Raw genomic sequence first — 12,825 nt, 5'->3', positions numbered from 1 at the left:
ATCAAAATGCAAAAAGCAGATTTAGTCAGAGTATTTGTTAAAGGAGGAATAATCTCTCCCGGAGATTTCCTGAAAATGATCCAAACTGTTCAGGCTCTCGGCACCAGCTATATTCACTTAGGTTCCCGTCAGGATGTTTTATTCCCCTTGAAAAATAAAAACCTTGAATCCCTAAACCATACCTTTAATTCGATTGACACCCCATTCGATACTGACGGAGAGGAGTATCACAATATTGTTTCCTCCTATCCTGCTGTGGATGTTATGCCTACTACCCATTGGCTGGCATCCCATACCTATCATTATGTATTGGATACTTTTGATTACAAACCCAAGCTAAAAATAAACATTACGGATCCTGTTCAAAGTCTGGTACCTCTTTTTACCGGAAATATTAACTTTGTGGCTTCTCCTGTTGAAAATTATTGGTATTTATATTTAAATTTCTCAAAAGTTGATACCAAACCTTGGTGTGCACCTGAGCTAATATATGGTTATGACCTGGCAAAAGTAGCCAAAGAAATTGAAGCCTTAGCTCCTTTTGAAGAGCGCTTGAAATACGAAGAAATTTATCAACAAGTCATAAATAAAGTCCAACCCGACCTTCAAAAGATGGAACAGGAATTGGATTATCCTGAAGGCACTACACCTTATTATGAGGGCATGAACCGTATTGTTGGCGGCAAGTATTGGTTGGGACTTTATTGGAGAAACAATAAATTTTCAATTGCATTTTTAATTGCTCTTTGTCAACTCTGTATCAAGACCAATATTGGGAAAATATGTTTGACACCTTGGAAATCCCTTATAGTAAAAGGTATAGCTGAAAAAGACAGGCTCAGCTGGGAAAAACTATTGGGTAAATTCGGCATAAATATAAGACACAGTTCCATTGAATTAAATTGGCACATACCGGTACTTGATGAAGAAGCACTTGAACTGAAAAATTACCTTGTCCGCGCTTTAGACAAGCAAGACATCAGTACTTATGGTCTGAGCTTTTCCATAAAGACGAAACCCATGTCTTTATTTACTACCGTTGCCATAGAAAAAGCGGAAAAAGAAAAAGAAAATGACCCTGATACCTTCAATATTCTTTATTCAAAAAAATTCAACCCAAACCTTTCTGAATACCTATACTTCGTAAAACAGGTTCCTTTAGAAACGCTTCCACCTTTATTGATAGAGTTGAGTTATAAATATTATGACCAACTTGAACTGCAAAAAACACAAGAACTTACCGACCCTAAAGCTTCAGAAGTAAAGAAAATTAATAAAAAATACCAGTGTAAAAACTGTCTTTCTGTCTTCGATGAAAAATACGGAGACCCGGAATCCGATATTGAGCCTTACACTTCCTTTATCAAATTGCCCGACAGTTATACCTGCCCAATTTGCGACAGCCCCAAATCCGCATTCAAATTTATTGAAAGCTGAAATTATCTCCGGGCTAATTATACTTTCTCGCGTAAAGTAGATTTACAAGCAAATGATGATGTCTGTTATGAAATAATAAATTAATTTCATCATTTTACCTTGCCCGGATTATCCTTTTCCTGATTCGGGTTAAACCGGAAATATGGTTAAGTAATCCTTTCCCATTGGCTGGGTAAAGGGATTTTACTTAACCATCCTCATTTCCTGAGTAAGTCTTTCCTTAAGTTCCCTTTCTTTAACCACCTTCCCGATTACGATAACTGCCGGAGACTCCAAAGCCGCAGTTTCTTGCAGGGAAAGAATACTTTTTAAGTCTCCGGATAAAAAGCGCTCCTCCGCTTTGCTTCCATTTTGAATCAAACAAATGGGTTCATCATTTCCTCGGTATCCAGCAAAAAGGCTTACAATCTCAGTAAGTTTCTTCATTCCCATTAAGATAATTACCGTGGCCGAAGATTGGGCCGCCAAATACAAGTCTTTGGCAGTACTGTGGTCTTTTAAAGTCCCTGTGACCACCCAAAAACTTTCATTGACTCCCCTTTTGGTAAGTGGCACTCCTGCAAGGCCCGGCACTGCCATGGCACTGCTAATCCCGGGAATATAAGTAGTTTCTATTCCGTGTTTCTCAGCATATTCAAGTTCTTCATGACCCCGACCAAATACATAAGGATCACCTCCTTTAAGTCTTACTACATGACTTCCGGTTTTAGCCCAATTGACAATCATGCTATTTATTTCTTCTTGCTTACGGGAGTGTTGGCCGGCCCTTTTTCCTACAAAAATCTTTAAGCTGCTTTCCTGAGCATGGTCTAATAAAGCCTCATTTGCTAAGGCATCATATAATATCACATCGGCATTTTCTAAAGCTCTTATGGCTTTTAGGGTTATCAATTCAGGATCTCCGGGTCCTGCTCCCACTATGGATAATTTGGCTGAGCTCATCTTTATTCAGTTTTATTACTTATTTATGAAAACAAATTTAAGTAATTTTTTACGTAATTATACGTATTTTAAAAAATTACTTTTAACTTAGCGCTTGATTTAAATGAAATACGAGTAAGAAACTACTTAGAAAGGCAATCTTCCAACGTAAAAAATACCAGTATGACAAAGATAGTAGTAATCGGAAATGGCATGGTAGGTTATAAGTTTTGTGAGAAACTAAGGCAAGCCGATCCTGACAAGGCTTTTAAAATCACTGTTTTCGGAGAAGAGCATTGGCCTGCCTATGACAGGGTTCATCTAAGTGATTATTTTACTGGGTCCACTGCTGAAGATCTATTGTTGGCACCTTCGTCATGGTACGAGGAAAACGACATCGTACTACGTAGAAATGAACTAGTAACAGAGATCAATAGGGAAGAAAAGAAAGTTATTAGTCACACAGGAACAGAGGTACCTTATGACAAGTTAATTTTAGCCACCGGATCAGGGGCAATGGTCCCTCCTATTAACGGCGTAGAAAAGAAAGGCGTTTTTGTATACAGGACCTTGGAAGACCTTGAAGCTATCATAGATTTTGGCAAAAATGTTAAAAAAGCAGCAGTTATAGGCGGAGGGCTTTTAGGGCTTGAGGCAGCAAAGGCCGTAAGGGACATGGGGCTGGAAACCCATGTAGTAGAATTTGCCCCTCGCCTAATGCCCAGGCAACTCGATGAAGCAGGCTCCTCACTCCTCAAGTCAAAACTTGAAGACTTAGGTATAAGTATTCATCTCAATAAAAACACCCAACAAATCAAAGGAAACGGAAAATTATCCGGACTTGATTTTAAGGATGGTTCGGAACTACCGATAGAAATGTTGGTCATTTCTGCGGGAATTAAACCCCGTGATGAATTGGCAAAAACCTGTGGACTCTCCTATGCTGAACGTGGCGGAGTGGTGGTGAATGAATATCTTCAAACCATTGAAGACAAAGACATCTTTGCTATAGGAGAGGTGGCCTCCGTCCAGAACATGATTTATGGGCTTGTTGCACCGGGTTACGAAATGGCTACCCAAGTGGTCAATCAACTTACCGGTAATAAGGTCAAACCCTTCCTTGGCTACGACATGTCTACCAAACTAAAACTCATAGGGATTGATGTGGCCAGTTTCGGAGATGCCTTTGGGATCAATGAACCTTCCACTCCTATTGTATACCATAATAAAAACTCAGGAGAATATAAAAGAATCAATATTTCATTGGATGGCAAGCGTTTACTGGGAGGAATATTGGTAGGTGAGGCATCTGCCTACGGTATGCTCTTACAGATGACCCAAAACAATATGCCTTTGCCTCCCAATCCTGAGGACCTTATTCTTGGTGCTCGAGGAGGTAAAGCATCGACGGGTGCCGGAGTTAGCGATCTTCCAGCTGAGGCACAAATTTGTTCTTGTGAAAATGTTACCAAAGGAGCCCTTTGTAAAATCATTGAAGAGGATGGGCTTACAAAACTTGATGAAATAAAGGCCTGTACCAAGGCAGGAACAGGCTGCGGCGGCTGTATTCCTATGGTAAATGACCTATTGAAGAGTCAATTAAAAGCAATGGGAAAACAGGTCAAAAACACACTCTGTGCGCACTTTGAATATTCCCGACAAGAGTTATTGGACATTGTGAAAATAAAAGAAATTAAATCCTATGATGAACTTTTGAATCAGTATGGGACCGGCGATGGCTGTGAAACTTGTAAGCCTGCTGTGGCTTCTATCCTTGCTAGCACTTGGAATGAACTTATTACAAAACAAGACACCATTCAGGATTCCAATGACAGGTATTTGGCCAACATCCAAAAAGGTGGAACCTATTCGGTGGTCCCAAGGGTTCCGGGTGGAGAAATTAGTCCTGAAAAATTAATGGTAATAGCTCAGGTGGCTAAGAAATACGGGCTTTATACCAAAATAACCGGTGGTCAGCGTATAGACATGTTTGGTGCAAGGGTAGATCAACTTCCCGATATTTGGGAAGAGCTTATTGATGCAGGATTTGAAAGTGGACATGCTTATGGCAAATCACTGAGAACTGTAAAAAGTTGCGTAGGCTCTACTTGGTGTCGCTATGGGGTTCAAGATGCCGTCTCCTTCGCTATAGAGGTGGAAGAAAGGTACCGTGGTTTGCGATCTCCGCATAAATTAAAAGGCGCCGTTTCCGGTTGCATCAGAGAATGTGCAGAAGCTCAAAGCAAGGATTTCGGTATCATTGCCACTGAAAAAGGCTGGAACCTTTATGTAGGAGGTAATGGAGGTTCAAAACCTCAGCATGCAAAACTACTAATCAATGATGTGGATAGTGCCACTTGCTTAAAATACATAGATCGCTACCTGATGTTCTATATACGAACAGCCGACCCTCTAACCAGAACCGCTACTTGGCTTAACAAACTGGACGGTGGAATAGATTACTTGCGGGAAGTGGTGGTCAACGATTCCCTCAATATTGGCGAGGAACTAGAGCGAGAGATGGCCTTTAAAATCGAAACCTATGCCTGTGAGTGGAAAGAAGTGGTCAACGACCCAAAACTAAGGGCAAAATTCCAGCATTTTGTAAACGATGACCAAGGCGATCCTCAAGTAGCCTTCAATGAAGTTCGAGGACAAAAGGCGCCTGTGAGCTGGGGGTAATATACCTACCAAAATAAAATTTCTTTTAAACCTAATTTTTATACAATGACAACGACAACACTTCTGGAAAAGTACAAAACTACAGACCATACCAAAATTTCCACTTGGTTTAAGGCGGCACCTGTTTCTGCCTTTCCTGAAAATGGAGGTGCTTGTGTAAAATACAAAGACCTACAAATTGCCATTTATAACTTTAGCAGACGGGGTGAATGGTATGCCTGTCAAAACCTCTGCCCACACAAAATGCAAATGGCCTTATCAAGAGGAATGATAGGATCCGAAAAAAATGAACCGAAAGTAGCCTGTCCCTTTCATAAAAAAACATTTTCCCTTCAAACGGGAAAGAATTTAAATGGAGATTATTGTGACATAGCAACTTACCCTGTAAAGGTCGAAAATGGATATGTTTATGTCGGTTTTGAGGATTAAGGCATTTCATGAAAAATTTTGCCTCCCTTTATCCCCATTTTCATAAATCATTTTTGAGCCATTTATAGAAATGATACGGAAAAACACATCAATCAGGCAAATACAACCTTAACCCCTACCCGGCTCAAGAAATTAACCCATGCCTTGTGATTACCTAATATTTCTTTCGTATACAGGATGGGATTTTTAAGTGGTTTTACGTACTTTTAAGCAGTTAAACCACTTATGGAAAGTCAGGATACGTCCAAAAAACCTAAATTCAAAAAGCTAGGCAAGTATTATCTTGTCGCCTTGAGTGCCATTGCACTCAGCATCATATTGAGCCAAATATTGGTTCAAAAGTTCATCAGTGAACAAGAAAATGATTCGCGAATTATTAACTTATCCGGTAGGCAGAGAATGCTTAGCCAGAAGATCAGCAAGTGTGTACTCTTATTGACCAAACCTTCCCCTTCTTCAAATGATTTTATAAGGGTAAAGGAATTGGAAGAGGCATTGAATGAATGGAAGGCCGTACACTTCACCCTCCAATTAGGTATTGATTCCCTAGGAGTAAAAACACAAAACAGTGCTGAAGTAAAGGACTTATTTAACCGTATCAATTCAGATTTTGACACCATTGTAGTTGCCGCAGAGGAGATCCTACGATTATTAAAAAATAACATTGACAGTCCCAAAGATCAAATTTTAAAAAATACAGAAGTTATTATTGCCCATGAAGCCACTTTCCTAAAAGGAATGGATAAGATTGTTTTTCAATACGATAAAGAGGCAAGTATAAGGGTCATGAACCTGAAAAATATTGAAGGACTCCTGCTAATTTTATCTTTAGCTGTCATCTTATTTGAGGTATTTTTTATCTTTATCCCCTCCGCCAAAAGCATTAGAAAAACTTTTGAAGAACAAGACAACTCTCAAAGAAAGGCAAAAAAACTCACCTTAGAACTAAGTACTTTATATGCCTCCTTGGAACAGGCCTATCAAGATCTATTAGAAGTGGAAGTTGCTGTAGAAGATTTTACTTTATATGCGAAATGTGAAGTCACCGGAGAATTTATAGACTTTTCGGAAAAATTTATTTCCGTAATGGAGTTTGAAGGTGAACGCCCTTCAAACATTTTCAATTGGATGCAAGACCAGGGATATGGTGAAGATTATTTGAAAAACATCCAAAAAATGATCTTAAACAATAAGCCCTGGACAGGTGAAATCAGGGTGGTCAATGAAGCAGGCGACTTTGTATGGCTCAAAATTAATTTAATTCCCACGCAAGACAACCAAGGAACACCCAATCAGTTACTTATGATAAGTACTGATAAAACCGAGAAAAAAGAAGCTGAAACCATCTCTCGAGAAATAAATAAAGAAAAGATTGAAAAAAAGGTCAAAGAGCAACAATTCCGTTCAGCTCTTATCCTTGAAGGTCAAGAAGAAGAACGCAAAAGAATATCCAGAGATATGCATGATGGTATTGGTCAAATGCTATCTGCGATGAAGTTTAATTTGGAAGCCATTCACTCCGTCAAAATCAATACAGAAAAGGAAAAACTAAAGACGGTAAAAGATCTTTTAAAAGATGTAATCAGAGAAGTAAGAAGGATATCATTTAACCTTACACCAAGTGTCTTGTCTGATTATGGTATCGTTCCTGTTTTAAGTAAATTCGCCCGAGAGATCACCAAAATATCTGACCTCAAAGTAATCTTTGAAAATAAAACCGGGTTTTTGACCCGACTGGAAGGAAAAATAGAAAATAACATTTACCGGATATGCCAAGAGGCTGTGAATAATGCCATCAAGTATTCCGAGGCGAGTGAGGTAAAGATAACCCTAACCCACAATTCTCAATACCTGAACTTAGAAATTGCAGACAATGGCAAAGGCTTTGATATCAATAAATTGGAAGAAAAAGGGCACTTTTCTACTTCTGGACATGGAATTTTCAACATTCGGGAGCGGGCAAATTTCATCAATGGTGATTGTGAAATTCATTCTAATGAAGGCAAAGGAACCAGCATTAGCATAAACATCCCTTTAGAATAAACAATATAAACCTAAAAATGGAAAAAATAAAAGTTGTATTAGCAGATGACCATGTAGTGGTCAGGAGCGGAATCAAAAACCTTCTGGAAAATGAAGGAGAAATTATTGTTGTAGGCGAAGCTTCTAATGGGAAAGAAGCTATAACGACTGTAGAAAAATTAAATCCCGACATGCTAATCATTGATATTCGCATGCCTGAGATGAATGGCTTGGAGGCTACAAGGGAACTAAACAAAAATCCTGATGCTATCAAAATTCTTATTTTATCCATGCATGATGATGAAGACTATATTCTGCAAGCCATAGAATGTGGCGCCTCAGGATACTTGTTAAAGGACACTAGTAAGGAGGAATTTTTAAAAGCCATCAAAACCATACAGCAGGGTGGGAAGTATTTTAGTGGTGACATAAGCCAGGTTTTGGTGAATAATTACTTAAATATCAACACCAAAAAGGCCAACCAAAATAAACCTCTGTCCAATGATTATGATATCACAAAAAGGGAGAAACAAATCCTTAAAATGATTGCCAATGGCGTTGGAAATAAAGAGATAGCAGCCCAACTCGGTAAAAGTATTCGTACCATAGAAACACACCGTTTCAATATAATGAAGAAACTGAAAGTAAATAATGTGGTGGAGTTGCTTAAAAAAATTGACGATGAACCCGGGTTAAAAGCACATATTGAAGGGTAAAATGGTTGAGTTTCCGGGTACCTTTTGCTACTCGAACCGATTTAAAAGGGGGATTTTCTTTTTCCTCAAAGATTTAATTTGATAGAGAAAGAAAGCCAATAATAACAAATACTCTAAAGCTACGATCAGGTAATTTTCTTTGTAACTCGCATCTGCGTAAGCATGATAGGATAAAAAAACCAGTCCACTCCATCCAACAAAAATATAATTTGAAGTAAAAAGGCTTACTCCTAAAGCAGGTATCAGGTACCAGGGATGCACCGTTGTTTGAAGCAATAGAAATACTAAATACATCCATACAATATTACGCGCCAAGCCTCCTGTGTTGATTTCCTTGTTGGTGAAACCAATGATCAATAAGCTGATAGCTGCAAGAATATTCAGGCTAGGCCCAAGAGTTCCAATAGGGTTATAATCTATAAAAAAACCTGAAAACCATCTCAACAGATAATAAAAAGAAGCATTGAATTCAAAACTACTTTGGTAAAGCCGAAAACTAGCATAAAAATTCATAAGCTGCCCACTAGCGAGTAAAGGAGCGAAAAACAACAGTAACAGAATGACGGTCATTAAGGAAAACTTAATGAAATTCTTTTTTTTCCAAGCATTTGCCCATATGGGTGCAGTAAGTAATGGACTTAATTTGATACCCACTGCCATGCTCCAACCCAAAGCCGTTTTTTTCTCATCCTTGCTTCCATAAAAGTACAATGCCATAAGCAACCCGGTCAATACCATGCCTTCAAAATGAAGATTTCCTGTGAGCTCTATGATAACCAATGGGTTAAAAGCATACCAAGCCAATTTGTAAGCCGGGATTTGCAGCCGGGATAAAATTTCTTTTATCAACCACAGATTGACCATCTCAAAAAGGAGCACTATGCTTCTTAAAGAAATTATATTTAGGAAAATATCCTCTCCAACCCAAGTGGCCATCCAGAAAAACAACTGATGTAAAGGAGGGTATACCGAGAAATATTGTGGGGAATTCATTTTGTCCAGCAGCAATTGCCAATAACCATTGCTCACTAATACACCACTTTTAAACCAATCTTCGGGTAAGGCAGCATAAGGATTAATTCCTTTTCCTACCAGATGGCCATCGAAAAAATACCTATAAAAATCATCAGAGAGCACCGGCTCTGCTCCTAAAAGCAGCAAACGCAAGCCCAGAGCCAAAGCGCCAATCCAAATAAAGGAATAATTAAGCTTTTTAACTTGATAAACCAATATTAGATAGGATAAAAAACCTGCAATAAACAAAGCTAACTGTGGTACAAAAGCAGAACGAGGCAGAAAGTATCCCATTCCAATAATGACCAAGGCATAAATAAAAATTGCGAAATAGCTTTTCAACATTCTTATTTGTTATCAATCAAGTTTTAATTCATTACGTAGAAATTCGTCTTCGCCTGCCTTTCTGTTCCAGTAATCAATAACTTTTGTTCCTTTTCGCTCTGCCTTTGTCACCTCTTTATCACCATTTTTATTGGTATGTTCTTCTTCCCAACCCAAAATTTGATAGGGAAATTCTTTTTCATAATTGATCCTCAATACACGATTTCCTGAACTATAAGTCACTTCAACTTGACTTCTATTTTCACTTATATCTAGTGTTCGAATAAAAACTTCTTCTGCGATAAAATCCCTGTGACTGAAGCGCTGGTAGATTAGGGAAGGTAACATCATCACACTGCCCTTTGGCACTTGATTTGGATTAATCCTTACTAAGTTCCATAAGTCATCCTCCATAATTCCTTCAATAGAAAATGATTTTTCACCCTCCTCCTCAAAATAACTAAACAGTTCACCCTTGTAGTCATTGCCACTTTTTAAATTTATCTGCGTGAAAGACTGCCCACACCATTCCTGCGAGGAAGCCGTAAACTTCAATCCTTGAGAAGCTTCTTTAGTGGGTGTAAAAGCAGATAACATCATGTGGTAAGGGTAAATACCCGTAACAAACGTTCTGGTTTGGTTCATTTTTAACACTGAAATTTTGTCCCTACCTGCCTCATTAGGAGCATCCAATTTTAAATGCTTCTTCCTTGAAAAATCCTCGGTTACAAAAATTAGTACGGCCTCCCCTTCCCTAGCTTCTCCATACCGGTATTGTGTAAGTTTATAGCTATTGATTTCAGCTTTTCCCTGAAACCAATAATCTCCCCACTCCTTAAAATCCACATTTTCTCTTTGAGGTCTGTTGCAAGCAAAACCTAGAAAAATTAAGAACACAGCGATACAAGTTTTCATATGACTTACTTTTAGGTATAATTTAATGAAAATAAACCAATTGACCTCAGATGAACCTTACTACTAGCCCTTTCCTGCAACTTTTATTTCTGACGGCCACAGGGTCAATATAGAGCAAGTGTGCATTCAGCAAGAAGAACCAATTTAGCATTTTACCGGTACTTCCATATGGTCCAGAGTATTTTATATCCGGCTCCAAATACTCCCTTAACTGTCCCACTGACCTTCGATACACCAATTCTTCTTCTATAATTTACCGGTACTTCTGTAAAGGTCAATCCTTTTTTCACAGCTTTGATTTGCATCTCTATGGTCCATCCATAATCTTCATCCTGCATTTTGAGGGCTTTTAGCTTGTTCCAACGAATGGCTCTAAAGGGACCCAAATCTGAGAAATCAGCCTTAAACAACTTAAACATCAATTTTGTTGCCAACCAGTTTCCGAAAATTTGAGGTAAAGTCATGGAACCATTTTCCCTGCTTCCCTTTGCCCTAGAGCCAATGACCATATCCGCATTATTTTGAATGATAGGCTCCACAATAGTAAGCATTTCCTCAGGATAGTCACTGTAATCCGCATCTAAAAAAACCACGATCTCAGGAGATTGCTTCAATTCGTCAAGGTAGGCAAGTCCTTTAAGGCAGGCTTTGCCGTAACCTTTTTGGGGTTCATCCAAAACTATTGCCCCAGCGGCTAAACTCACTTTTCTTGTATCATCATTGGAGTTGTTATTCACCACAATAATATTTCGAACAATATCCGGAATCTCTGCAATAACTTTGCCTATAGCATTTTCTTCATTAAAAGCCGGAATAACAACGTCTATCAACATAAAATGAATATGTGTTTTATATTTGAACCTGATAAGTAGGTAGTTTTGGAATTAATGCTAATTTTCAAGGATGAATCAGGTAGCTTTTAAATGAACTTATGCTTACCAAGCTAAATCCTATGGCCAGCATGCTGTGAAACACAAGCATTTCGTAAGTGCCAGTATATAGAGAGACCGCTACCATCACACTAAATACTATGGCCAAGATGGCTTCTAAATAGGCTGTAGGAGGAATTTTCAATTGGTTATAAGTATTGCTTACCCAGTTGCGCCCTTTTCCTGACAAATTGTATTTTGGGGTTCTAACAAATGGTGATTTTTTACCGGTCAAACCTTCCCATACGGCTTGGGCGTTGTGGACAGAAAGCCCCATTGAAACAGCCAGAAAGACAGGCAACTCCCATAAAAATCTAAGGAAACTTCTTATAGTGAAATGACTAAGGTTTAGATTGGCAAAAAAGTATACCGAGGCAATGATCACAAAACCAAAAAGGAAGAAGGCCGCAAGTTTAAAGTATTCCAAAGGAATAAGTCCTTGATAAAAGCCCCACCAAACAGGGATGCTTGATAAACTAACCAATAAAATGGCGATAAAAAGGGTGGAGTTTAGTAAATGAGCAGTTGCATGGATTTTCACTTTTAAGGGAAAAGAGCCCTTCAGTACATGTCCCAAATGTTTTCTGGCACATTCTGCCCCACCTTTGGTCCAGCGAAACTGTTGTGACTTGATGGCAGACATTACAGGTGGAAGTTCTGCCGGTGACACCACATCAGGTCGATAGATAAAATCCCAACCCTTCTGTTGTGCCCTATAACTCAGGTCAAGGTCTTCTGTGAGGGTATCTGCATGCCAATCTCCAGCATCCAGAATACAAGATTTTCTCCATATGCCTCCGGTTCCATTAAAGTTGATAAAAGCCTTTTGTGCATTCCTACCCATTTGCTCTACCATAAAATGCGCATCTAAAGCAAAAGCTTGTAAACGAGTGAAAAGTGAATAGTCTTCATTCAAGTGTCCCCACCTGGACTGAACCATACCCACTTTTTCATCCTTAAAATGCCCCACTGTTTTCAACAAAAAATAAGGATCCGGTACAAAGTCAGCATCAAAAATTGCAATCAACTCTCCTTCAGCAACTTCCAAACCTTCTTTTAAAGCCCCTGCTTTAAATCCTTGTCTATCCGCTCTATGTATATATTTGAAGTTTACTTCAGGAAATGATTTCAAACAGCTCTTAATGATGTCAACTGTTTCATCAGTACTGTCATCCAAAACTTGAATTTCCAGTTTTTCTTTGGGGTAATGCATGGATGCGATGGCTTCAATCAACCTCTCAACCACATATTTTTCATTGAAAACAGGCAACTGTACCGTCACCTTGGGAAGACCTTTGTCATCCAGGGATGCCATAGGCATTTTACTATCCTTAAATTTGAAAAAATGCCACAATAAATTGGCCTGTGCAAAACTATAAAACAATACAAAACACATGGCCAAGCCATATATTACCAAAGACAAATTAATCAACATT

At 38.7% G+C, this 12,825-nt stretch carries 10 protein-coding genes; 5 read left to right on the top strand and 5 right to left on the bottom strand.

The genetic code is table 11. From position 1 onward, the window contains the following. Positions 1-6 precede the first annotated feature (6 nt). Positions 7-1,437, top strand: coding sequence for a rubredoxin (locus Q4534_RS17425; protein ID WP_303614430.1), 1,431 nt, complete (start codon positions 7-9; stop codon positions 1,435-1,437). A 183-nt stretch (positions 1,438-1,620) separates the two neighbouring features. Here Q4534_RS17425 and cobA read toward each other — a convergent pair whose 3' ends face one another. Next, the gene (gene cobA / locus Q4534_RS17420; RefSeq protein WP_303614429.1) at positions 1,621-2,379 is read right to left on the bottom strand and encodes a uroporphyrinogen-III C-methyltransferase; all 759 of its coding nucleotides are present in this window, start codon (positions 2,377-2,379) and stop codon (positions 1,621-1,623) included. Positions 2,380-2,541: 162 nt separating this feature from the next. Here cobA and nirB point away from each other — a divergent pair, with 162 nt between their 5' ends. From nirB to Q4534_RS17400, 4 genes are all read left to right on the top strand, one after another. After that, positions 2,542-5,040, top strand: a complete 2,499-nt coding sequence (gene nirB / locus Q4534_RS17415) for a nitrite reductase large subunit NirB (RefSeq protein ID WP_303614428.1) — start codon at positions 2,542-2,544, stop codon at positions 5,038-5,040. A gap of 45 nt (positions 5,041-5,085) precedes the next feature. After that, positions 5,086-5,469, top strand: coding sequence for a nitrite reductase small subunit NirD (nirD, locus tag Q4534_RS17410; protein ID WP_303614427.1), 384 nt, complete (start codon positions 5,086-5,088; stop codon positions 5,467-5,469). 225 nt (positions 5,470-5,694) lie between these two features. Next, entirely contained in the window at positions 5,695-7,512 is a 1,818-nt protein-coding gene (locus Q4534_RS17405) for an ATP-binding protein (protein ID WP_303614426.1), read from the top strand. A gap of 17 nt (positions 7,513-7,529) precedes the next feature. Beyond that, a complete protein-coding gene (locus tag Q4534_RS17400) occupies positions 7,530-8,207 on the top strand; it encodes a response regulator transcription factor (RefSeq protein ID WP_303614425.1) in 678 nt (225 codons plus the stop codon). A gap of 27 nt (positions 8,208-8,234) precedes the next feature. Here Q4534_RS17400 and Q4534_RS17395 read toward each other — a convergent pair whose 3' ends face one another. The 4 genes from Q4534_RS17395 to Q4534_RS17380 form a co-directional block, all read right to left on the bottom strand. Beyond that, positions 8,235-9,566: a carotene biosynthesis protein gene (locus Q4534_RS17395; protein ID WP_303614424.1), complete on the bottom strand. Its 1,332-nt coding sequence runs from the start codon at positions 9,564-9,566 to the stop codon at positions 8,235-8,237. 12 nt (positions 9,567-9,578) lie between these two features. Then, a complete protein-coding gene (locus Q4534_RS17390) occupies positions 9,579-10,460 on the bottom strand; it encodes a hypothetical protein (RefSeq protein WP_303614423.1) in 882 nt (293 codons plus the stop codon). A gap of 152 nt (positions 10,461-10,612) precedes the next feature. Then, a complete protein-coding gene (locus Q4534_RS17385) occupies positions 10,613-11,293 on the bottom strand; it encodes a glycosyltransferase family 2 protein (RefSeq protein ID WP_303614422.1) in 681 nt (226 codons plus the stop codon). 64 nt (positions 11,294-11,357) lie between these two features. After that, positions 11,358-12,824 carry a cellulose synthase family protein gene (locus tag Q4534_RS17380; protein ID WP_303614421.1) on the bottom strand — a complete coding sequence of 489 codons (1,467 nt, stop codon included), beginning with the start codon at positions 12,822-12,824 and terminating at the stop codon, positions 11,358-11,360. Between the last annotated feature and the right edge of the window lies 1 nt (position 12,825).

Source organism: Cyclobacterium sp. 1_MG-2023 (assembly GCF_030546805.1).
Classification (GTDB): Bacteria; Bacteroidota; Bacteroidia; order Cytophagales; family Cyclobacteriaceae; genus Cyclobacterium.
This window is presented reverse-complemented; position numbering and strand designations above follow the sequence as displayed.

What these genes read in the sequence shown, in the direction of transcription:
- nirD (WP_303614427.1), top strand. Translation starts at nt 5,086, where the DNA reads ATGACAACGACAACACTTCTGGAAAAGTACAAAACTACAGACCATACC.
- Q4534_RS17405 (WP_303614426.1), top strand. Translation starts at nt 5,695, where the DNA reads ATGGAAAGTCAGGATACGTCCAAAAAACCTAAATTCAAAAAGCTAGGC.
- Q4534_RS17425 (WP_303614430.1), top strand. Translation starts at nt 7, where the DNA reads ATGCAAAAAGCAGATTTAGTCAGAGTATTTGTTAAAGGAGGAATAATC.
- Q4534_RS17395 (WP_303614424.1), bottom strand. Translation starts at nt 9,566, where the DNA reads ATGTTGAAAAGCTATTTCGCAATTTTTATTTATGCCTTGGTCATTATT.
- cobA (WP_303614429.1), bottom strand. Translation starts at nt 2,379, where the DNA reads ATGAGCTCAGCCAAATTATCCATAGTGGGAGCAGGACCCGGAGATCCT.
- Q4534_RS17390 (WP_303614423.1), bottom strand. Translation starts at nt 10,460, where the DNA reads ATGAAAACTTGTATCGCTGTGTTCTTAATTTTTCTAGGTTTTGCTTGC.
- Q4534_RS17400 (WP_303614425.1), top strand. Translation starts at nt 7,530, where the DNA reads ATGGAAAAAATAAAAGTTGTATTAGCAGATGACCATGTAGTGGTCAGG.
- Q4534_RS17380 (WP_303614421.1), bottom strand. Translation starts at nt 12,824, where the DNA reads ATGTTGATTAATTTGTCTTTGGTAATATATGGCTTGGCCATGTGTTTT.
- Q4534_RS17385 (WP_303614422.1), bottom strand. Translation starts at nt 11,293, where the DNA reads ATGTTGATAGACGTTGTTATTCCGGCTTTTAATGAAGAAAATGCTATA.
- nirB (WP_303614428.1), top strand. Translation starts at nt 2,542, where the DNA reads ATGACAAAGATAGTAGTAATCGGAAATGGCATGGTAGGTTATAAGTTT.